Raw genomic sequence first — 20,002 nt, 5'->3', positions numbered from 1 at the left:
AGGTGCTTTAAAATTCCCGCAGTTATAAGCAACGTGGCTCCCGATGGCTGAAATCATCACAATAGTTATTGCTCTTGCGGCCTCCTGCCCGCTTTTCTTTGCCGCCTGGAAGCGCATTGGCCCGGCGGTGCTCAGGCTCACCGAGAGCCACGCGCTGCAGATTGCGGCGATGGCCGCCGTCTTCGCCGCGATTTTCTGCGTCCTCACAGCGGCGCTGCGCTGGGCCGGGCGCCTCGTTTTTTCCTGAACCGCCGGAGCGCATGATGGCAAACAGGCAGAATAATTTCGCCGACAGGCTGCGCTACTGCATGGCGCGGATGAACTTCAAGCAGAAATTCGTGGCCGAGCAGGTCGGGGTGTCGCAGCCCGCCGTGGCGAAGTGGCTGGCCGGCGACACGAGAAAAGTCCAGGCTGACGTCCTTTTCAGGCTGGCCGACCTCTTTAACGTCAACCCTCGGTGGCTTTCGGACGGTCAGGGGCAGCCCTGGGTGAGCGCCGCTGACGACTGGATTCACGAAACCGAGCAGGACCCGGAGCCGCGCCCTGCGGCCGCCGCCCAGCCTGCGCCCGCAAAGCGCGGCCACTCCACCTGGCCCCGGGCGGAAAGCTACACCCTGGAGCTTGACCTGCCCCCGGAGCCGGGCGAAGCGCAGAAAGCGGCGCAGGCGGCCTGCCCGGAGGAGACCGAGGAGGCGAGCGAGCCGAGGGCGAAGAGCGAATGCGAGGACCGCTGCCGGCTTTACGCCTCGGTGCCGGCCTGCCGGCTCGTGCGGGGGCGCTCGCCGCTCGTCCCGAAGATCGTGCCCGACGAGAGCCTGATCGACGCCGTGATCCCCAAAAGCGGTTTTCTCGGCCACGACCCGAAGGCCTGCAGGCTCTTTACGGTGAGCAGCGACGCCATGTCGCCCTCCATCTGCCCCGGCGACCAGATCGTGGTCGACATCACCGAGCAGCCGCAGCTGCACTTCGGAGCCGTCTACCTGGTCTACTGGCAGAACCAGGGGGCGCTCGCCCGGATCGCGGCCGAGCCCGACGGCTCGGTGCTGCTGCAGTTTGACAACACGGCCTACCGCTCAAGGCGCTGCCGCCCCGGGCAGTTTGAAAAGCTCATTCACATCGTGGGCCAGGTGCTGATCCGGCAGGGCAGCACGTTTCTTCCCCGCTAGAGGGCGCGGAAGGCCTCAGAGGGCCGCTCCCCGCGGCCCCCCGGCCGCAGGCGCAACCCCTCTTTCCCGGGTTAAGGCCTTCTCAGGACGGCCGCCCGGGGTCCGGCTCAAGCAGCCTGCGCAGCGGCGTTGAAAGCGCCGGGCTCGAGACGAGCCCGCTGTACCAGGCGGGAGCCTTTCCGCCCTGCGGATGAAAGAACCTGATCTGCGGATCGATCGCCATCGAATCAAAGGCCGCACGAAGCGTCGTCCGGTCCGGATCTGCGATCAGCACCCAGGCGCCGCTTCTGGGCCTCCCCGCCCCCTTGACTTCCGCGACGTAGCCCGCGGAGGCGAGCTTTTCGAGCACCGACTCCGCCGCCTCCGGCCAGCTGCCCGCTTCGCGGGCGAGCTGCACAAGCGGAACCACGGGACTGCCGGCGTCCTTCCTTCTCAGGAGGACCGACAGCAGCGCCACACCGGTGGCGAGATCGTTGCCCGGGCGGAAGGCGTCCGCGAAACGCCCGGAGCGCACCATGGGCAGCGTGGCGGCAAGCGCGGCCCCGCCGAAAACCAGGATCCAGGTCACGTAAATCCACAAAATGAAGACGGGCAGCGCGACAAAGGCCCCGTAGAGATTGGTGAGGGTGCCGCTGCTGATGTAGATGGAAAAGCAGCGCTTCACAACCAGGCCGGCAAGCGCCGTGAAGACGCCCGCCGCGAGGGCGTGCCGCCATTCCACGTAGCAGTTGGGCACCAACGAGTAGAGCGCCGTGTAGAACAGGGCCTGCAGAAGGACCGCAAAGAGCGTGAGCCCCCAGGCCGCCGCCCCGCTTGAAAGCCCGGACAGGGCGAGCTTCGCCAGATACGTGGTGACCGAGATGCTGGCCACCGCCACCATCGGCCCGAGCGTGAGGATGGCCCAGTAGAGAATGGCGTTCTGGATCACGCTGCGGCGGTGCCGGACGCGGAAGATCCGGTTGATGGTCACAAAAAGCTTGTCAATGAGGAAATAGGCCGAAACCGCGAGGCCCGCGGCGCCGAAAACTGAAAGACCGCTTGCGTGCTGGGAAAAAGTCCGCAGATAGTGGTAAATCTGCACACTGTACTGGCCGGGGATGACCCCTCCCAGGAACTCCTCAAGGCTCGCCCTGTAGGGGGCGAAGGCCGGCACCACGGAGAACATGGCCAGCGCGACGGCCAGCAGCGGAACGATCGACAGCAGCGTGGCCAGGGTCATCGAGCTGGCCACTTCGACAATATTGGTCTCGCGGAACCGCGCGGCCGCGAGACCGGCCGCCCTGCGCAAAAGCGCGGCGGTCTCGGCTCTGGATCGTTTGCATTCGGGATTTTTCAATTGGCGCACTCCCAGCAGGCGCGGGAAAGAGAAAGACTGCGGTCCCCGCCTGAGGCCGCCCCGCAGCACGGGATCGGGAAACGGCGTCGCTGAGGCGACGCCCCAGGCGGATCGATGAGAGGATTCTACCGAAGAGTCCCCCTGTCCAGCCTCAAAAGAGGCACCCTTCCCGCCTTGGACGGGTCACTTCGCGCTGCTGTCAGGAGCAAAAAAGGCCCGTGGCTGTCCGGAGAGCTGCCCAGGCGGCCGGGCGCACCTCCGCAGCAGGAGCCCCCCGGGCCCGGGCAGGCCCTTGGGCGGGCCCGGGGCGGCCTCCCTCCGTCACATGCCGCCGCTGTTGACGATGCGGTTCGGCCTCACGAAATAGAGGATCGGCACCGCCACCATGTGCATGAGCTTCGTGAAAGGGAAGATGCAGACGATCAGAAAGCCCAGCAGGATGTGTATCTTATGGATCACGCTCGTGTCGAGAAGCCACTGCCAGGACTGCGGCCTGAAGATGAAGAGCCCCTGAGCCCAGTGGTCGATCGCCAGATAGGACTCCAGGGGCGACACGGCGGTGACGGCCGTGCCGCCAAGCCCTGTGGCGATCTGCAGCAGGATGAGCGTCACGACGATCCTGTCGCCTGCCGTGCTGAAGGCCGCCACGCGCTCGTTCGTGAACCGGCGCACGAAAAGCAGGGCGATTCCGATGAAGGCGACAAGGCCGGCCGCCCCGCCCATGATGACGGCGAGCGTACGCTTGGTCTCGTTGCTGATGAGCCAGATGTAAAGCGGCTCGGGGGCGAGCAGCCCGAAGATGTGGCCGAAAAACACCCCGACCACCGCGAAATGGAAAAGGTTGCTGCCCCAGCGCAGCGACCTGTCATTGGACAGAAACTGCGTGGAAAGCGCCTGAACGGTTCGGTTTTCATGCGTCAGGCGCCAGGCGAGGCCGCAGAAAAAGATGCCGGCGGCGAGGTAGGGGTAGTACGCAAAGAAAAACGTGTACGCCCAGGTTGTAGCTAAACTGAGAGTTTGTTCCATGTCAATCACCCTTTTCAGAAATCGGTGTCCGGCCGGCCATAGGGCGCCGCAGGCCGGTCCGCCGGCTCGATGGGAATGACCCTGGCGGGAACCTTCATGGGCTCGGCGCCGGAGAGCTCGCGTAGCACGGTGAGCAGGGGCAGGTAGGGATGGCTGCGGTCGAGGAACCTCCGCTCCATGACGCGCAGCACGCCGCCCACCTCCCCGAGCATCCGGAGCGCGCTCGAGCTGGAAGGCTGGCTCGCCGCATATTCGAGGAAAAGCGGCAGATAATCGGGCATCTCGCTGCCGGCGGCGAGCATTCCGGATTTTTCATAGGTGTCGCGCAGGTCGACCATCGCCTGCCCTCTTTCGCGGTTTTCCCCGTAGACGAGGTCAAAGAGATAGAGGCTCTCCCTTGAGGCCGAGTCAAAAAGGCCGCAGTAGGCCTGCTGCCAGGACCGGAGGTCGGGAAAGCTGCGGCACCAGTCCAGAAACTGCTCCGCCAGGCTCAGCTGCCCCGCGCTGAGGATGCCCTCTGCGCGCAGCAGCGGGACGACGGCCTCCCGCTCAGTCCATGTCTCTTCGGACGGGTAGTCGAGCAGCGCCGAGAGGATTCGGTAAGTCTTCAGCATGGCTTTTCATCTCCCGCCAAAAAGGTTCCGGCGCTCCCCTTCGTCCTCAAAGCCCAGGCCGGCCCTCAGAGCGAAAAGATCGGTCTGCTCATGCACGGCCGGAGCCGTCGGGATCACGAAGCGGTCCTCATAGTCGGCGATGGCCAGATAGCGGTACATCTCCTCGTACTGGCCGGCGCTCAGGCCGAGCTCCGGGGCGACGGCCGGGCTCGCGCAGCCCTCCACCGTCTTCGAGCGCATGTAGGCGCGCAGCGCCATCAGGCGGAGCAGCGCTGCGCGGACCGGCCTTTCGTCTCCCGCAGTGAGCAGCCTCGCCAGGTACCGGACCGGTATGCGCATCTCTTCGAGCTTCGCGAAGAAATCGCCTGAAATGTCCTGCCCGCCCAGCGGTGAAAGCGGCGGAACGTACCAGACCATGGGCAGAGTGCGGTATTCCGGGTGCAGAGGAAAGGCAATCTTCCAGTCCTTCATCATTTTGTAGACAGGGGACTTTTTCGCCGCTTCAAGGAAGCTGCGGGTGATACCCTGCTCCCGGGCGGCCCGCATCACTTCCTCGTCATTCGGGTCGAGGATGAGGGAAAGCTGCTTTTCATAAAGGTCCTTTTCCTCCGCGCAGGCGTACTCCTCGATCCTGTCGGCGTCGAAAAGCACCACGCCCATGTAGCGGATGCGGCCCACGCAGGACTCGGCGCAGAGCGTCGGCTCGCCGCTTTCAAGCCTCGGATAGCAGAAGACGCACTTCTCGGACTTGTTTCGGGCCGGGTTGAAGTAGATCTTTTTGTAGGGGCAGGCGCTGATGCACTGGCGCCAGCCGCGGCACTTGTCCTGGTTGATGAGCACAATGCCGTCCTCGGCGCGCTTGTAAATGGCCCCCGACGGGCAGGAGGCCGCGCAGGCCGGATGGAGGCAGTGCTCGCAAAGCCGCGGCAGATAGTACATGAAGGAGGCCTCGAAGGCCTCGAACCCCGCCGTGTCCATGCCCCGCAGATCCGGGTCCGCCTTCCGCTTCGCAAAGGGCCCGGCGAGGTTGTCCTCCCAGTTCGGGCCGTCCTTCACCGTGTCCATCACCTTCCCGGTGAGCAGCGAATAGGGCCTCGCGCTGGGCGCGGTCCTCGTCCGAAGCGATTCCCTGAGCCTTTCGTAATCAAAGGTAAAGGGCTCGTAATAGTCGTCCGCCTGCGGCTGACTCGGGTTGCTGAAGATTTTGGACATGATCGCCGGGCGCGCGCCGTGGCGAAGCACCGGCCGGCCGTTCTTCACGACCCAGCCCCCGCGGTATTTCTCCTGGTCCTCCCAGGATTTGGGATAGCCGACGCCGGGCTTGGTCTCCACGTTGTTGAACCAGGCGTATTCCATGCCCCTGCGGCTGGTCCAGACGTTCTTGCAGGTCACGGAGCAGGTGTGGCAGCCAATGCATTTGTCCAGGTTGAGGACCATGCAGATCTGAGCTTGAACTTTCATTTCATTCTTTTCCTAGGTTCTTGTCCAATGTCCCGGTTACCACTCCACGTGATCGAGGCGGCGCAGCAGCACGAACTCATCGCGGTTTGCCCCGATCGTTCCGTAGTAATTCAGGCCGAAGCTGAACTGCGCGTAGCCGCCCGCCATGTGCGTGGGCTTCGGGCAGACGCGGGAAATGGAGTTGTGCACCCCGGCGCGCCTTCCCGTCGTCGGAGAAAGCGGGACGTTCACCGTGCGGCCCTGGTTGTGGTACATGAAAAGAGCGCCCTGCGGAATTCGCTGCGACACGCAGGCCCGCGCGACGGTCGAGCCGTTGTCGTTGAGCGCCTCCACCCAGTCGTTGTCGGAAATGCCGAGCTTTTCCGCGTCCTTCTCGCTCATCCAGATCACGGGGCCGCCGCGGCCGAGGGTGAGCATGATGAGGTTGTCGGACCAGGTCGAATGCGTCGTCCACTTGTTGTGCGGCGTGAGCAGGTTGAGCGCGAGCGTCGGCTCCTTGATGCCGAGACGCTCCTTCAGGCTGTTGATTTCCTTCTTGCACAGGGGCGGCTTGTAGCCCGCCAGAGCCTCGCCGAAGGCGAGCAGCCAGGGGTGGTCCACGTAAAAGCTCTGGCGCCCGGTGAGCGTGCGCCACGGAATGAGGCAGTTCACGTTGGTCCAGTTGGCGGTGTAGGTCATGCCGCCGCTGTTCACGCCGGTCCAGATCGGGGTGTTGAGCGCCCTGCGCGGCTGGACCTGCAGCTCGTGGTAGGTGTATCTCGTGTCGCCCGACTCCTCGCAGAGCCTGTCGGCGAACTTCAGGCCCACGCACTTCTCCAGGGCCTTCCAGGAGCGGCGGCCCGCCCGGCCGTTGGAGGTCGGATCGAGCGTGAGGATCATGTTGACGCCGTCGACGGCGTCCTCGAGCTTCGGGGCCCCCTTGGCAGGGCCCTCCTCAACCACGCCGTTGAGCCCCTTGAGAAGCTCGTACTCGGGCCGGCTGTCCCATGAAAAGCCCTTTGCGCCGATGCCCTTGTCGCGCAGATTCGGCCCCACGGAGGTAAAGCGCTCGTAGGTGTGCGGATAATCGCGCACCACCGTGACGAGACTGCCCATCGTGACGCCGGGGACCGGCTCGCTGCCGGTCACGCGCCAGTCATCCTCAGCCATCGGGGCCGCCGTCTCCTGCGGGGTGTCATGCTGCAGGGGCGTCATCACGACATCCTTCTCAACGCCGAGATGTCCCGCGCAGAGCTCGCTGAAGCGCCTGGCGAGCGCCTTGAAGACATCCCAGTCGGAGCGGGCCTCCCAGGCCGGCTCCACCGCCTTGCTGAAGGGATGCAGGAAGCAGTGCATGTCGGTGGAGCTCATGTCCTCCTTTTCGTACCAGGTTGCGGCCGGCAGCACGATGTCGGAGTACAGGGCGGAGGTGGTCATGCGGAAGTCGATCGTCGTCACCAGATCGAGCTTGCCGGTCACGTCCCTGCTGTGCCACTTCGTGAACTCCGGCAGCGGCAGGCCGCACTCCTCGATGTTCTGCCCGAGCACGGCGTTTTCCGAGCCCAGCAGATGCTTCATGAAGTACTCCATGCCCTTGGCCGAGCAGCCGATCAGGTTCGCGCGCCAGATGAACAGCGTCTTCGGCGAGTTTCCCTCGGCGTCGATGTCTTCGGAGGCGAGCTGCAGCCGCCCCGCGCCGAGCTCTTCGGCGATGTACTTCGCGGCGGGCTTTCCTGCGGCGTCGGCCTCCCTCGCCAGCTGCAGCGGATTGCGCGAAAGCTCGGGCTCGGCCGGCAGCCAGCCCATGCGCTGGCTGCGGATGTTGCAGTCGACCAGGGTCATGCGGCTCCAGTCCTTCCGGTTGTCCGCGAGCGGCGAGAGCTGGTCCGCCACCTGGACCTTTTCGTAGCGCCACTGGTCGGAGTGCATGTAGATGAAGCTCGTCGTATTCATCTGGCGGGCCGGCCGGATCCAGTCGAGCCCGAAGGTGAGCTGGGCCCACCCGGCCGCGGCGCGGACCTTCTCCTGGCCCACGTAATGGGACCATCCGCCGCCGTTCACGCCGCAGGTGCCGCAGAGCATCAGCAGGTTGATGGCGGCCCGGTAGGTCATGTCGGTGTTGTACCACTGGTTGACGCCCGCCCCGATGATGATCATCGCCCGGCCGCGCGTTTTCTCGGCGGTTTCGGCGAACTGCCGCGCCACGCGTATGACGCGCTCGGCGGGAACGCCCGTGATCGCCTCCTGCCACTTCGGAGTGTAGGGAATGTCGTCCTCGTAGCTCCTCGCGGCGCCGGGGTCCCCGAGCCCGTTGTCGACGCCGTACTGCGCGAGCATCAGGTCGAAGACGTTCGCGGCCCAGATCTCGCGGCCGTCCTTGCCGATGATGCGCTTTGCGGGAACAATGCGCTTTTGAATGTCCGAGTGCGCGGTGAAGGCGAAGTTGGGATTGCTGAAAGTCTCTCCGCCGAAATAGGGGAACAGAACCGTCAGGCGCGCGTCCTCGCTGCCCTTGCGGGAAAGCTGCGGCGTGAAGGGGCGGCCGGTTCTGAAATCCTCATTTTTCAGGTTCCAGCGGCCCTGGGCGGACCAGCGGCTGCCGATCGTTCCGTTCGGGACGACCCAGTCCCCGGTCTTCTCATCGGTGAGCACGGGATAGAAATCCGCCCGGCTGTCAATGCCGAGATCGCCCTCGAAGTCGGAAGCGCGCAGGAAGCGGCCCGGCACGAAGCCGTCCTCCCTCTTTTCCAGCTTCACCATGAAAGGCAGGTCGGTGAACTTCTTGACGTAGTCCTCGAAGTAGGGCACCCTGCGGTCCACGAAAAATTCCTTCAGAACCACGTGGCCCATGGCCATGCCGAGGGCGGAGTCCGTGCCCTGCTTGGGCGCGAGCCACACGTCGGCGAACTTGGAGGCGTCGCTGTAGTCCGGGGAGATCACGACCACCTGCGTGCCCTTGTAGCGGACCTGCGTGAGGAAGGGGGAGTCCGGCGTGCGGGTCACCGGGACGTTGGAGCCCCAGAGCATCAGGAAAGCGCTGTTGTACCAGTCAGCCGACTCGGGCACGTCCGTCTGCTCGCCCCAGGTCTGGGGAGAGGAAGGCGGCAGGTCGCAGTACCAGTCGTAGAAGGAAAGGCTCGTTCCGCCGATCAGGGAGAGGTAGCGGATGCCGGCCGCATAGGAAACCTGCGAGAAGGCCGGAATCGGGGTGAAGCCCGCGTTGCGGTCCGGGCCGTACACCTTCGTGGTCCAGATGTTGGCCGCCGCCATGATTTCGATCGCGCTGTCCCAGTCGAGGCGCACGAAGCCGCCCAGCCCCCTCACCTTCTTGTAGGCGAGCTTTCTGGCCGGATCCGAAACAATGGCTCCCCAGGCCTCCACGGGATCCTTCTTTTCCCGCTTCGCCTGTTCCCAGAGCTCGAGCAGCTCGCGGCGGATCATCGGGTGCTTCACGCGCCCGGAGCTGTAGAGGTACCAGGAGTATGAGGCTCCGCGCGGGCAGCCGCGCGGCTCGTGGTTGGGAATGCCGTCGGCCGTGCGGGGGTAGTCGGTTTCCTGAAGCTCCCAGGTCACGATGCCCTTCTTCACGAAAATGCGCCAGGAGCAGGACCCGGTGCAGTTCACGCCGTGGGTCGAGCGCACGACCTTGTCGTGCTGCCAGCGGCTGCGGTAGAACTTCTCCCAGGCCCGGTTGTCCGTATCCTTCCGGGAGAAATATCTGTAGCTGGAAAATGGTTCTGTCATTGCTTCTCCTGATGCCGGAGTGTCCCCCGGCGCTTGCGTTTCTTTTCTAGTTATTGGTTTCCCCGGATCTCAGGCCCTGCGCACCATGCCGAAATAGTTCAGCAGCATGTTGACCACGGCCAGCGCGGTGAACAGCAGGAACCCCCAGCCGAATCCGTGCTCGGGCGACATCGCCACGAACTGCCCGAGCAGGGGCGGGAACACGAAGCCGCCGAAGGCGCCCAGTCCCCCGACCCATCCGGAGGCTCCCCCGACCGACTTCTGGACGTAGACCGGAATCAGCTTCATCACGGCCGCATTGTTGAAGCCGAAGGCAACGGCAATCACGACGGACACGGCAAACAGCCCGACCCAGCCGAGGTCGAGGTTCATGGCAGCGCAGGCCGCGGCGGCTGCCGTGAGCGCGCCAAAGCTGACCTTCACGCCGCCCAGCCTGTCGGCCACCAGGCCGCCCGGAACCCGCATGACCGCGGCCAGAACAGAGAACACCATCGTGAGCACGCCCGCATGGATCGGAGCGAGCCCCTGCGCCTGCTGCCAGTAGGTGGGAAACCACGCCGTGAGCGCGATGAAGCCGCCGAACGTCGTGAAGTAAGTGCCCACCAGCAGCCACGTCTGGGGGATGCCCGCGGAAATCCTGAGCGAGTCGCGGATGTTGCCTGCCGGAAACAGCTCCTGCCCCAGGCCCGCGGCCCGGCTCCTGCTCTCCTTCTCACTGAAGCCGGCGTCACGGAGCTGAAAGTAAGGAGCGTTGCAGGAAAGGAAGAAATAGATCAGCGCACCGGCGATCATGATGCCGGTGAGGATGTAGTAGGCCCACACGAAGCCAAAGGCGGCGAGCAGAACCGGCAGCCCCAGCGCGAGCACTCCGGCCGAGGCCGTTCCCAGGCCCCCGAAGACGCCCAGCGCGAAGCCCTGGTCCTTCTTGCGGAACCAGTAGGAGACCTGCGAGACCCCCACCGAGAAGGTGGCGATGCCGCAGCCGGCCAGGCAGCCGAGCAGCAGAACGAGGCCATAGAGTCCGTCCATGCGGTCCGGAAAGCGGGTCGAGAAGAGCACGGACAGCCCGACGAGCCCGATCACGGAGGCCGCCATCAGGACATTGAAGGACCTGCAGCCGCCGTTCACGTCAACCGAGGCTCCGAAGGGGATCCGGAAAAGCGACCCGGTGAGCGACGGGGCGGCCACGAGCAGCCCCACCTGCATCGGAGAAAGCCCCATGGAAGTGCTGAGGGCCCTGGCCGTCGGGCCGAAAAGGGAAATCGCCATCGCGCCGAAAAAAAAGCCCAGGGTCGCTGCGGTAAGCGCCCGGGTCGGCGTGCCGTTCAATTTAAAGTCTGCTTTGTTCATTCGGTGTGTCCGGGGCGGCCGGGCGAGGCGGCCGGCCGCGGGTTCTTTGGGGTCCGGGCTCTGTTCCGCGGGCTTGAGGCGCCGCAGAAAGTCCCATGAAATCAACGCCTCCGCCGGCAGGCAGGGCGCTCCTCTGCTACAGCTGTGCGCAGTCTAGGAGAGGTGCCGGAAAAGCACCATAAACCAAACGGCTATGCGCGCTCGGGGAGGCTTCTCCCGGCCCGAGTCCCCTTCCCCGCGGGCCCGTATCGAGCGCTTGAATTCGTTTTAAATAAATATGTATTGAAAATGCATATTTAATTTGCAAGGCTCCTGACCCCATCCCACAAAAGAGGTATCTCTTCAGAAGAAAAAGAGTAGAACGCGGGGTAGAGAAACGACCGGCCCGGCCGCCCCCTTCGGACTAAGTCCAAAAAGTTTGAATGCTGCCGAATTTGCGCCGCAATCCCGGCTCGGCCCCCTTCTGTCTGCCGGGATCCGCAGCACGGAGATGCCCTGAAAGACCCTCTGGTTTTTTTAGAAGCCGGACGCCCCGCTGCGGGATCTTCCGCGGCTCGCCGCGGGAACTGCGGGGCTCAGGCGACACCGGCCCCGGCAGGCGGACAGGTGCAGGAAAAGGGGTTCCCACGGACGCTTTTTCGTTCCGGTCGCGCAAGGTCCTGAGGACGCGCAGGCCGCCGGAGAACCGGCGGCCTGACGGCAGGAGAAGCCCCGGGCCGGAGCTCCTCCCAAGCCCCCCTGCGGGCAGTCCCCCGGCGCCGGGGGCTGAGCGCTGGGAAGTCAGGAAGCTGCTGCAGGCTCAGGCCTGCTGCTTCCAGCGGTAAAACCGGATGGGTTTCCCGGCAGAGGCGGCGCCCCCGCAGCCGCAGGAGGCTCCGCACCCGCAGGACACCGGGGTGCTCTCCCAGGTTTCAACCTGCCCTTTGTCGACGAGACTCTGCATCATGGGCTCAATCAGCTCTTTTCTCGTGCGGAATTCGTTGGCGAGCTCAATGAGGCTCACCTTGGAGCCCCTGCCGCGGACGAAGTCGCGAAGATCCATCAGTGAAACCATTTTTTTGTTCTCCAGAGTGAAAAGGAGGCCCGCAAGGCCTCCTTTTTTGAAGGTATCCGGCGGCTTCAAGCCGCCGGAGGCCGTCTCAGACTTCAGGCCTGGTGGATCGGGATGATCCGCGGGCCTTCCTCTTCAGCCTTCTTTTTCATGGAGCGCATCCAGAAAATCATGACAGCGAGGAAAGCGGCCACCGCTGCAAGGCATTCGATCGAATAGGCCGGATGCGAAGCAAAGGTCGACAGCTGATAGAAGGTGGTGGCGGCGCTGTAGCCGACGCCAGTGGTCCAGACGCAGGCGAAGATCGTCCAGCGGGTTCCGACCTCGCGCCAGATCGTGCCGATCGCGGCGCAGCAGGGCATGTACAGCAGCACCATGAGCAGATAGGCAAACGCGGCCGTCTTCGTGACAAAGAGCTTCTGCATCATGGTGACCGTGGTCATCGTGCCTTCGGCTTCTTCGACGGCGGCCTCCGTGTCAGACAGGTCGCCCACCGTCTTGCCCTGCAGGAACGGGTTGGCGAGCTGCTCGCCAAGGCCCGAGAGGTTCTCGCCCACGGACGCGACCGCTTCATGCAGCGTCTTGCTGAAGCTCCAGGGCTCTTCGGCCTCCTTCTCCTCGGCCTTGCCCTCCGCGGCGTTCTCGCGCTCGGCCGCAGCCGCATAGAGCGAGTTAAGCGTTCCGATCACGGACTCCTTGGCGAGAACGCCCGTGAAGATGCCCACGGCGGCCGGCCAGTTGTCGGGCTGCATGCCCATCGGGCCGAAAGCCGGGACGATCGTCTTGCCGATCGCGGAGAGCACGCTCGAGTCGCTGTCCTCGTGGCCGAACGTTCCGTCCGTGCCCCAGGAGTTGAGGAAGGAGATCACGACCACCACGCCCGTGATCACAATGCCGGCGCGGCGGATAAAGGCGCGGAGCCGGTCCCAGGTGCTGGTGAGCACGCCCTTGAGGGTCGGGATATGGTAGGGAGGAATCTCCATAATGAAGGAGGCGTTGTCGCCCGGAAAGGTGTTCTTCTTAAGAAGCCAGCCGGTCGCGATGGCGACAAGAATGCCGATCAGGTAAAGCGTGAAGATCAGCAGCGAGCCGGATCCCGCGAAGAACGCGGCGCCGAACAGCACGTACACCGGCAGCCTTGCGCCGCAGGACATGAACGGCACCATCATGGTGGTCATGATGCGGTCGGACTCGCGGTTCATCGTGCGGGTCGACATAATGGCCGGAACCCCGCAGCCGAAGCCCACGATCATCGGGATGAAGGCGCGTCCCGGCAGGCCGATCGCCCGCAGGAAGCGGTCCATCACGAATGCCGCGCGGGCCATGTAGCCCGAGTCCTCAAGCACGGACAGGAAGAGGAACAGGCAGGTCACCGGCGGAATGAAGGTGGAGACCGTCTGGATGCCGCCGCCCACGCCGTTGGCGAGCAGCGTCTTCAGCCACCCCGGAGCGCCGATGCTTTCAAGCCAACCCCCGAAGCCGTCGACAAGGACTCCCCCCACGAGGATGTCGAAGAAGTCGATGAAAGCGCTGCCCACGTTGATGGCAAACACGAACATCAGGTACATCATGCACAGGAAGATCGGGATGCCGAGCCAGCGGTTGAGCACGATGCGGTCGATCCTGTCGGTGATCGTCGCGCCGATCTCGCCCTTGCGGCGCATGACCTTCGAGACAACCCCGGAGACGAACTGGTAGCGGGCGTTGGCGATCTCGATGTCGAGATCCGCGCCGTAGTGCTCGAGCGGCCTGCGGATCGAAGCGAGGTCGGACTCAACCTCCGGAGGAAGCGGCTCCACGGGCTGCGCCCCCTCGAGAATCTGGGTCGCGTTCCAGCGGCCGTGCTTCTGCCCCGCCTTCTCAAGGCGCGAGCCCAGCTGCTCGATCACCCCCTCGATGTCCGAGGGATAGCGCAGCTTAAGCGGCGGCACGGTCTGCTTTTCGAGCATCGCGTCAATGCTCTTTTTGAGCTCCTCGACGCCGGTGCCGCGGCTGGCCACGACGCTGAGCACCGGGCAGCCGAGTTCTTCGGACAGCGCGTTGATGTCGATCGCGAGCTTGTGCGCGCGGGCGATGTCCATCATGTTGAGCACCACGATCATCGGGATGCGCATCTCGGTGAGCTGGGTGGTGAGGTAAAGGTTGCGCTCGAGGTTGCTCGCGTCAACGATGTTCACGACGGCCTCGGCCTCGCCGGAGACGAGGTAGTCGCGGGCAATTCTCTCGTCCTCCCCGGTCGCGCGCGAAGGCGTCACGGAATAGATGCCGGGCAGATCGACGATCTCAATCTCCTGGTCGCCGGAGCGGTAGAAGCCGCTCTTTTTCTCGACCGTGACGCCGGGCCAGTTTCCAACTTCCTGGCGGGCGCCCGTCATGGCGTTAAAGAGTGTGGTCTTGCCGCAGTTCGGATTGCCGACGATGCAGATTCTGTGATTTGCCACTTTTCACCCCCTTCTTCAGATCTTCTCGACTTCCACGATGGCCGCTTCATGCTTGCGCACGGACACCATGGAGCCGCGGACGCGAATTTCGATCGGGTCGCCCATCGGCGCGACGCGGACCACCTCGAATTCCGATCCGGGCGTCGCGCCCATCATCAGAAGGTGGCGGCGGTAGTCCGGGGCGCCTGCGTTAAAAGCGAGAATCTTTCCCTTTTCTCCCACTTTCATGTCGTTTAGATTCATCTTTCTGCTCTTTTTTGAAGAAATCAGTTGACGAGGATGTTCTTTGCAAGGTCGAAATTGACGCCGATGCGCGTCTCTCCGATCGCAACGAGCAGCGAGTCGCCTTCGCCCCGGTGCAGCACCGTGATCTGAGAGCCTGTGCGCAGCCCCAGATCCTTGAGCGACTTCAGATCCTTGTCGGACCCGCGAAGAAACGCAACGGTTGCCGGAACGTTGAGTTCCAGCTCGGACAGCGGCTTGACCAATTCACACCCCTTTTTGAAAAAACAGCCCGCCCCCTTAACGGAGGCTTAAGACGCCTGCATCTTAATCCATATTGAGAATTATTTCTACTTGCATTTATTTTTTTACTTACTCTCTCACTCTCAAAAAGGATCGCACGGCAGAACAGGCGGGCAGATTGAAAAGAAGTGCAAAGACGGCGCGCGGGCCCCGGGCGGGGAGCGTCAGAGAAAAAAACAAGAAGAGAAGAAAGAAAGCCTGGATTCAGCTCTGCCGGAGACCTCGGCCGCTGCCTTCGCGTGCTAGGGGCCGCAAGCCTCTGCCCCGGAAGCAGGCATTGTTTTGCCCGAAGCGGCCGGCAGCCTTTTGCGCTTTCAGCCCGCGCCGCGGGAGATTTCAGCGTCGAAAAATCCCGGCTTCCTTTCGGAAAGCCGGGAGAAAAAACCTCGTGAAAGAAAGACCGGGCCGCTTAGAACAGCCTGAAGACCACAGAGCGGCCCCGGGAGCCGGGGCTCACGACATCGGCGTCCGATATTTCAACGCTTTCGGGCTGCCCCGGTCCGAACTCGTCGCGGTACCAGTTTTTAAGGACGGAGCGCGTGAGCGCCCTCACCGCCTCGCGGTGTTCGCCCTCGTGGCTGTCAAGCCAGCGCTTGAGGGACTCCCTCGCCTTGTAGTCCTCGTGGTTCATGGCAAAAAGGTCTGCGATGAAGCGGGCGACCACGAGCCGCTCGCCGCCGCATTGATCCACAGAGGCCCTGAGCATGCCGGCGAATTTTTCCGGCAGCCCCTGCCTGACAAGCCCTTCGATCGTGAAGGGAATCTGCTGCCGGGAAATGTCCCGCAGCGCAGAACGCATCGTTCGAATCGCAGAGGGAAGCAGCAGGTTGATATCGTGCATCAGCATGGTTGGTTGACTCCTCGAATCGCGGGAAACCTGTTCCCATCTTTTAGGTAACGATATTATGGGACGAAAAAGCTTATTTTTTCGTTAAATAAATTTGGTTATTTCCATTAGACATGAGTGTTACATTATGAAACACCCCGATATTAGGGCATTTAAGCAGAATAAAAGGCAAACAAGGCCGCGGGACTCATGATTCAATATAACCGCGGGAATTATTATGGCGGCCACCCCGCTCCCGGCCCGGCGCATCGCCCGGAAACAGGCCGTTTGATTAAAATCGGCTTATATGCAGATTAGTCAGGCCGGCGGCCGCGCTCCGCTGCCGGGGGGCTGCCGAGAAAAGGCGCCCCCGCAGGGACGGGCCGCACCTGCCGGCCCGCCTGAGACATTCGACATGGAGATCAACCGTGGACACTTTAAAACCCCTCATCCGCGTCATTGACGATGACGACGCTATGCGACGCTCCTGGGCTTTTCTGATCGAGGGCGAAGGCTGGGAAGTGGTGACGTACTCGAACGCGCTCGCCTTCCTCGCGGCCAATGACTTTGCGCGCCCGGGCTGCCTGCTGCTTGATGTGAGAATGCCCCGCATGAGCGGGCTGGAACTGCAGGACGCCCTGAAGGAAAAGGGAGTGGACCTGCCCATCATTTTCATTTCGGGCCACGGCGACATCGACATGGCCGTGAGGGGGCTCAAAAGCGGCGCCATGGACTTCCTGCAGAAGCCGGTTGACGACCGCAGGCTGCTCGAGGCGATCAACAACGCGGTCCTGAAAAATCTGAATGAGCGGCGGGCTGACGCCGAGGTGGCGAGCTTCCGCGCGAAGCTTGAGTCTCTCACCCAGCGCGAGCGCGAGGTGATCCGCATGGTCGCCCAGGGAGCCTCCAACAAGGCGGTGGCCGAAGGGCTGGGCATTTCCGAAAAAACGGTTCAGGTGCACCGCGGCTCCGCCTACCGGAAGCTTGAAATTCACAACGCGGCCGAAATCGCCCGGCTGCTGATGCGCTGCGGGGATCCTCTCTGAACGCGGCTGTGGATTGAGGGAGCTCCTGCGCTGAAAAAAAGCGCGGAATGCTCCCGGCGCCGGAGTCGTTCCAGCTTTCCGGAATAAGCGTTTCTTTTTCAGGCAAACTCAGCCGGTGCCCCGGTCAGAAGCGAGGACCAGCGCAGCGCCGCCTCCTCGAGCGCAGCCTCTCCCGCGCGCAGGGAACTCCAGATGTCTGCCGTCATGAGCTCCGCGGCCGCCCTGATCACCTCTTCCTGCGATTCGGGTTCGCGTCCGAGCGCGTGCGACAGGGCGCCCGGGATTTCGCTGCTCAGAAACCGGGCGAGCCCTTCGGGGTTCCACCCTTCCGTTGTCCCGAAGTTTTCATTTTCTCCCGACAGAGTCGCCGCGAGCCAGTCGATGAGCCGGCCGTCGGCCTCCCTGAGCTCCTGAGCAGTCATCCGCCCTTCCTGGCAGGCCCTCATCCTCGAGGCGGTCTTCGCCACCGCGGCCCGGAAGATCTCCTCGATCACGCGCGGATCGGTCAGCTGCGGGCCGAGATCCCGCTTCGAAGAGAGGTCAAGGCGGCAGCGCGAGGGGCACGACGGGCTGTAGCCCGCGCAGATGGGCTTGGAATGTCCGGCAGACATGTCAAAAAGCTCCTTTTTTCTCTTCTTCACGCCTCTCGCGTCCGATGTGCGGCGAAGCCGGACGGAAGCGGCAGGCCCGGGGCCTGCCTCCCCCCTGGCCCCGGCTCCGTCCGGCGCGGGCTTCGTTTACAGCAAAGGCCGCATCAGCGGCCTTGAAAGCAGGACTGCAGCCGCGGGGCCGGCCGCCCCGCAGGAGCAGAAAGCCTGACCGGCCTCCCCCGCAGAGGGGGCGGCTCGAGGATCAGGAAATCGAACCCTTGTCGGCGGCCTGGGCCGGACCGGAACGATACTCGTAGAAATCGACCGAATTCATGCGGATCGCGAAAACAGGGTTGGACGGGTTCGGCGTCCAGATGAGGTCGAGCTTTCCGGAGCGGAAGCCGTTGATGAATTCGGCAAACGACTTCGGGATCTGGGGATTGTCGGTGACAATCTGGACATTGCGGATGATGCCGCCCACGCCCAGGACGAGCATGTGCACGAAGCGGGGCTTCTCGGTGGGGGCCTCTTTCGCAGCAGCCGCGGGCGCGGCCTTCTTTTCTTCTTCTGCCATTTTCTTTTCCATCCTTTAGTGTTTCAGCCGAATCGTCAGTGCGCGGGCTCTGGAGCCCGCGGAACAACCCGGCTTCAAGACGAAGCAATGATGATATCAGGACGGCCGCCCCCCGTGAAGCGGTCGGCCCATTTCTCGCACAGCTCGTGCATTTCCCGGCCCTGCCGCTCGACCGCCTCTTCGGCCTGGTCCTCGGGCACGTGGTTGATCCGGCTCACCATCTCCTGCACCTCGTGCATGAAGACCATCGAGGTGAACATGAGCACGCCCTCGACCGAGGAGAGCTCCTCCTGAGCCTCGCGCGGCAGCCGCGAGAGCTCCGAGGCGAGCTGCGAGGCGAGGCTTCGGGCAAGAGGCGCGCCCGTCCACCCGGGCTCGGCCTTGATTCCGGGGATCTTTCCGAGCAGCGCCGCGGTGAGCCACTGATTCACGGAGGCCATGCGCTCTTCAGCCTCCTCGCTTGTAATCTCGCCGGCCGAGGCCGAAACGAGGATTTCGCTCACGTTCTCGATGAATGCGAAGCAGATCTGGTAAACATCATCGCGGTCGCCCAGCGAGAGCCGGACCGCCTGCGCTTCGGGCTGCCCGGCGCTGCGGGCTTCATCATTGCTGTCGTTTTCCACTTTTTTTCCCTGAGCCTTTCTGTTTATTTTTCGAAAAAAACGCCTGGGCCTTCACGCGGCCCCTGGCGAGCCAGAAAAAAGGGGGCCTTCGCCCCCTGCCGGACAAGCCGCGCGCTCTCTCAGGCCCTGGGCGAGGCGCCGCCGGCGGCGCTCTTCGCATCCCCGCCCTTCACAATGGCCAGGGTCGAAGTGACCAGGCTCGCGAGGTCGCCCATGTTGGCGGGAACGACCAGAGTGTTGCTGGAGCCCGCCACCTTGCTGAACGCATCGACGTACTTCTTGGCCACATCGAGGTTCACTGCGTTCATGCCGCCCGGCTCCTGCGTGGCCGCCGCGACCTGACGCAGGGCTTCGGCCGTGGCGCGCGCGAGCGCCACGGTGGCCGCAGCCTGTCCTTCAGCCACGTTGATCTTCGCCTGCTTCTCGCCCTCGGAGCGGGCGACCGCCGCCGCCTTCTCGCCCTCGGCGATATTGATTTCCTCCTGCTTCTTGCCTTCGGAGGCGGCCACTACGGCGCGCTTCTCACGCTCGGCCGTGATCTGCCGCTGCATCGCCTGCAGGATCACGGAGGGAGGCGTGAGGTCCTTGATCTCATAGCGCAGCACTTTCACGCCCCAGTTGAGGGCGGCCTCATCGATGGCGGAGACCACCGAATGGTTGATCGCGTCGCGCTCCTCAAAGGTTCGGTCGAGCTCCATGCGGCCGACCACCGAGCGCAGGGTCGTCTGCGCGAGCTGCGTGATGGCAATCACGTAGTTGCTGGTCCCGTAGGAGGCGCGCTGGGGATCGGTCACCTGGAAGAAGAGCACGCCGTCGACAGACAGCTGGGTGTTGTCCTTGGTGATGCAGACCTGCTGCGGAGTGTCCAGCGGGACCTCCTTCAGGGAATGCTTGTAGGCGACCCGGTCGACGAACGGAACAATGAAATTGAGACCGGGATTGAGCACGACATGAAAGCGCCCGAGCCGCTCCACGACCCAGGCCGTCTGCTGAGGCACCACGCAGATGCCCTTGTAGGCGATGATGACCGCAATCAGCGCGAGCACCAGCGTGAAAATCAAACCAGATGACATAGCTGCTGTTCCTAAAGTTGACAAAAAAGAGAAAGGGTCAGGCGGGGCCGGCGCCGCTGCGCGGGCCGGGTGAAATAAGCAGCCGCGGGCCTTCGGTGCGCACGATCACCCAGATCCCGGGGACGAGCCTGCTGCCGGGAGCCGCCACCGCCGTCCAGACGGCGCCGCGGTACTTCACCTCGGCGGTGCCGTCCTCGCGCCAGGCGCGCACCTCCACGCTCTGGCCCTCGTCGAGCGAGGACTGCGCGGGCTCCGACGCGGCGGGCTTCCGGTGGAATTTCCAGACGAGCGCGCAGCCGAGCACGGCGGCCGCCGCGGCCGCAAGCACCTGCAGCTCGAGCCCGCAGCCCAGGACGCCGGCGGCCGCGCCGAACAGCGAGGCCGCTGCGAGCACCAGCATGTAGAAGGTCCCCGTGAGCAGCTCGGCCGCCCCGAGCACGCCGGCCGCCACCAGCCAGATCCAGATCGGCATTGTCGTTTACTCCTTCGAGAAAAAAAGCTGCAGCGGCTTTCACACGCGCTGCAGCCTCTTTCCCCTAGTCTACCGGGTTATCCGGCTGACGGCAGGCTTTTTCCT

The 20,002-nt window shown here is 63.9% G+C and carries 19 protein-coding genes; 3 read left to right on the top strand and 16 right to left on the bottom strand.

What is annotated here, in order from left to right:
- Positions 1–43: 43 nt before the first annotated feature.
- Positions 44–247, top strand: coding sequence for a hypothetical protein (locus MUN46_RS06955; protein ID WP_243376553.1), 204 nt, complete (start codon positions 44–46; stop codon positions 245–247).
- 13 nt (positions 248–260) lie between these two features.
- On the top strand, positions 261–1,166 hold the full coding sequence (locus MUN46_RS06950) for an XRE family transcriptional regulator (RefSeq protein ID WP_285230580.1): 906 nt from the start codon (positions 261–263) through the stop codon (positions 1,164–1,166).
- Between the two features lie 82 nt (positions 1,167–1,248).
- Here the strand turns inward: MUN46_RS06950 and MUN46_RS06945 are convergent, their stop codons facing one another.
- The 11 genes from MUN46_RS06945 to MUN46_RS06895 form a co-directional block, all read right to left on the bottom strand.
- A complete protein-coding gene (locus MUN46_RS06945) occupies positions 1,249–2,502 on the bottom strand; it encodes a YihY family inner membrane protein (RefSeq protein ID WP_243376551.1) in 1,254 nt (417 codons plus the stop codon).
- A gap of 321 nt (positions 2,503–2,823) precedes the next feature.
- Entirely contained in the window at positions 2,824–3,528 is a 705-nt protein-coding gene (gene narI / locus MUN46_RS06940) for a respiratory nitrate reductase subunit gamma (protein WP_243376550.1), read from the bottom strand.
- Positions 3,529–3,542: 14 nt separating this feature from the next.
- Complete coding sequence (narJ, locus tag MUN46_RS06935; RefSeq protein ID WP_243376549.1) at positions 3,543–4,142, bottom strand: nitrate reductase molybdenum cofactor assembly chaperone; 600 nt, start codon at positions 4,140–4,142, stop codon at positions 3,543–3,545.
- 6 nt (positions 4,143–4,148) lie between these two features.
- The gene (gene narH, locus MUN46_RS06930; RefSeq protein WP_243376548.1) at positions 4,149–5,603 is read right to left on the bottom strand and encodes a nitrate reductase subunit beta; all 1,455 of its coding nucleotides are present in this window, start codon (positions 5,601–5,603) and stop codon (positions 4,149–4,151) included.
- 36 nt (positions 5,604–5,639) lie between these two features.
- Complete coding sequence (locus tag MUN46_RS06925; protein WP_243376547.1) at positions 5,640–9,326, bottom strand: nitrate reductase subunit alpha; 3,687 nt, start codon at positions 9,324–9,326, stop codon at positions 5,640–5,642.
- 69 nt (positions 9,327–9,395) lie between these two features.
- Entirely contained in the window at positions 9,396–10,676 is a 1,281-nt protein-coding gene (locus MUN46_RS06920) for an MFS transporter (RefSeq protein WP_243376546.1), read from the bottom strand.
- A gap of 799 nt (positions 10,677–11,475) precedes the next feature.
- Positions 11,476–11,730, bottom strand: coding sequence for a FeoC-like transcriptional regulator (locus tag MUN46_RS06915; RefSeq protein WP_243376545.1), 255 nt, complete (start codon positions 11,728–11,730; stop codon positions 11,476–11,478).
- A gap of 92 nt (positions 11,731–11,822) precedes the next feature.
- Positions 11,823–14,168 (bottom strand): Fe(2+) transporter permease subunit FeoB, encoded by a 2,346-nt coding sequence (gene feoB / locus MUN46_RS06910; protein ID WP_243376544.1) that lies wholly within the window; start codon positions 14,166–14,168, stop codon positions 11,823–11,825.
- Between the two features lie 15 nt (positions 14,169–14,183).
- Entirely contained in the window at positions 14,184–14,411 is a 228-nt protein-coding gene (locus MUN46_RS06905; protein WP_281069861.1) for a FeoA family protein, read from the bottom strand.
- Between the two features lie 23 nt (positions 14,412–14,434).
- Positions 14,435–14,656 carry a FeoA family protein gene (locus tag MUN46_RS06900; protein WP_243376543.1) on the bottom strand — a complete coding sequence of 74 codons (222 nt, stop codon included), beginning with the start codon at positions 14,654–14,656 and terminating at the stop codon, positions 14,435–14,437.
- Positions 14,657–15,102: 446 nt separating this feature from the next.
- Positions 15,103–15,540 (bottom strand): hypothetical protein, encoded by a 438-nt coding sequence (locus MUN46_RS06895; protein ID WP_243376542.1) that lies wholly within the window; start codon positions 15,538–15,540, stop codon positions 15,103–15,105.
- Between the two features lie 407 nt (positions 15,541–15,947).
- On the opposite strand from MUN46_RS06895, the gene MUN46_RS06890 reads away from it, so the two are divergent.
- The gene (locus MUN46_RS06890; RefSeq protein WP_285230579.1) at positions 15,948–16,565 is read left to right on the top strand and encodes a response regulator transcription factor; all 618 of its coding nucleotides are present in this window, start codon (positions 15,948–15,950) and stop codon (positions 16,563–16,565) included.
- 98 nt (positions 16,566–16,663) lie between these two features.
- Here the strand turns inward: MUN46_RS06890 and MUN46_RS06885 are convergent, their stop codons facing one another.
- From MUN46_RS06885 to MUN46_RS06865, 5 genes are all read right to left on the bottom strand, one after another.
- Complete coding sequence (locus MUN46_RS06885; RefSeq protein ID WP_243376541.1) at positions 16,664–17,176, bottom strand: hypothetical protein; 513 nt, start codon at positions 17,174–17,176, stop codon at positions 16,664–16,666.
- Between the two features lie 241 nt (positions 17,177–17,417).
- Positions 17,418–17,729: a hypothetical protein gene (locus MUN46_RS06880; RefSeq protein WP_243376540.1), complete on the bottom strand. Its 312-nt coding sequence runs from the start codon at positions 17,727–17,729 to the stop codon at positions 17,418–17,420.
- A gap of 74 nt (positions 17,730–17,803) precedes the next feature.
- Positions 17,804–18,352, bottom strand: coding sequence for a hypothetical protein (locus tag MUN46_RS06875; RefSeq protein WP_243376539.1), 549 nt, complete (start codon positions 18,350–18,352; stop codon positions 17,804–17,806).
- A 119-nt stretch (positions 18,353–18,471) separates the two neighbouring features.
- Positions 18,472–19,425 (bottom strand): SPFH domain-containing protein, encoded by a 954-nt coding sequence (locus MUN46_RS06870; RefSeq protein ID WP_243376538.1) that lies wholly within the window; start codon positions 19,423–19,425, stop codon positions 18,472–18,474.
- Between the two features lie 37 nt (positions 19,426–19,462).
- Positions 19,463–19,897 (bottom strand): NfeD family protein, encoded by a 435-nt coding sequence (locus tag MUN46_RS06865; RefSeq protein WP_243376537.1) that lies wholly within the window; start codon positions 19,895–19,897, stop codon positions 19,463–19,465.
- Between the last annotated feature and the right edge of the window lie 105 nt (positions 19,898–20,002).

This window comes from Mesosutterella faecium (genome assembly GCF_022809315.2).
Lineage (GTDB): Bacteria > Pseudomonadota > Gammaproteobacteria > Burkholderiales > Burkholderiaceae_F > Mesosutterella > Mesosutterella faecium.
Note: the sequence above shows the minus strand (reverse complement) of the source record. Positions and strands in the feature narration are given on the sequence as shown.

What these genes read in the sequence shown, in the direction of transcription:
- narI (WP_243376550.1), bottom strand. Translation starts at nt 3,528, where the DNA reads ATGGAACAAACTCTCAGTTTAGCTACAACCTGGGCGTACACGTTTTTC.
- MUN46_RS06865 (WP_243376537.1), bottom strand. Translation starts at nt 19,897, where the DNA reads ATGCCGATCTGGATCTGGCTGGTGGCGGCCGGCGTGCTCGGGGCGGCC.
- MUN46_RS06880 (WP_243376540.1), bottom strand. Translation starts at nt 17,729, where the DNA reads ATGGCAGAAGAAGAAAAGAAGGCCGCGCCCGCGGCTGCTGCGAAAGAG.
- MUN46_RS06870 (WP_243376538.1), bottom strand. Translation starts at nt 19,425, where the DNA reads ATGTCATCTGGTTTGATTTTCACGCTGGTGCTCGCGCTGATTGCGGTC.
- MUN46_RS06925 (WP_243376547.1), bottom strand. Translation starts at nt 9,326, where the DNA reads ATGACAGAACCATTTTCCAGCTACAGATATTTCTCCCGGAAGGATACG.
- MUN46_RS06955 (WP_243376553.1), top strand. Translation starts at nt 44, where the DNA reads ATGGCTGAAATCATCACAATAGTTATTGCTCTTGCGGCCTCCTGCCCG.
- MUN46_RS06915 (WP_243376545.1), bottom strand. Translation starts at nt 11,730, where the DNA reads ATGGTTTCACTGATGGATCTTCGCGACTTCGTCCGCGGCAGGGGCTCC.
- MUN46_RS06920 (WP_243376546.1), bottom strand. Translation starts at nt 10,676, where the DNA reads ATGAACAAAGCAGACTTTAAATTGAACGGCACGCCGACCCGGGCGCTT.
- MUN46_RS06885 (WP_243376541.1), bottom strand. Translation starts at nt 17,176, where the DNA reads ATGTCTGCCGGACATTCCAAGCCCATCTGCGCGGGCTACAGCCCGTCG.
- MUN46_RS06895 (WP_243376542.1), bottom strand. Translation starts at nt 15,540, where the DNA reads ATGCTGATGCACGATATCAACCTGCTGCTTCCCTCTGCGATTCGAACG.
- MUN46_RS06950 (WP_285230580.1), top strand. Translation starts at nt 261, where the DNA reads ATGATGGCAAACAGGCAGAATAATTTCGCCGACAGGCTGCGCTACTGC.
- narH (WP_243376548.1), bottom strand. Translation starts at nt 5,603, where the DNA reads ATGAAAGTTCAAGCTCAGATCTGCATGGTCCTCAACCTGGACAAATGC.
- MUN46_RS06905 (WP_281069861.1), bottom strand. Translation starts at nt 14,411, where the DNA reads ATGAATCTAAACGACATGAAAGTGGGAGAAAAGGGAAAGATTCTCGCT.
- narJ (WP_243376549.1), bottom strand. Translation starts at nt 4,142, where the DNA reads ATGCTGAAGACTTACCGAATCCTCTCGGCGCTGCTCGACTACCCGTCC.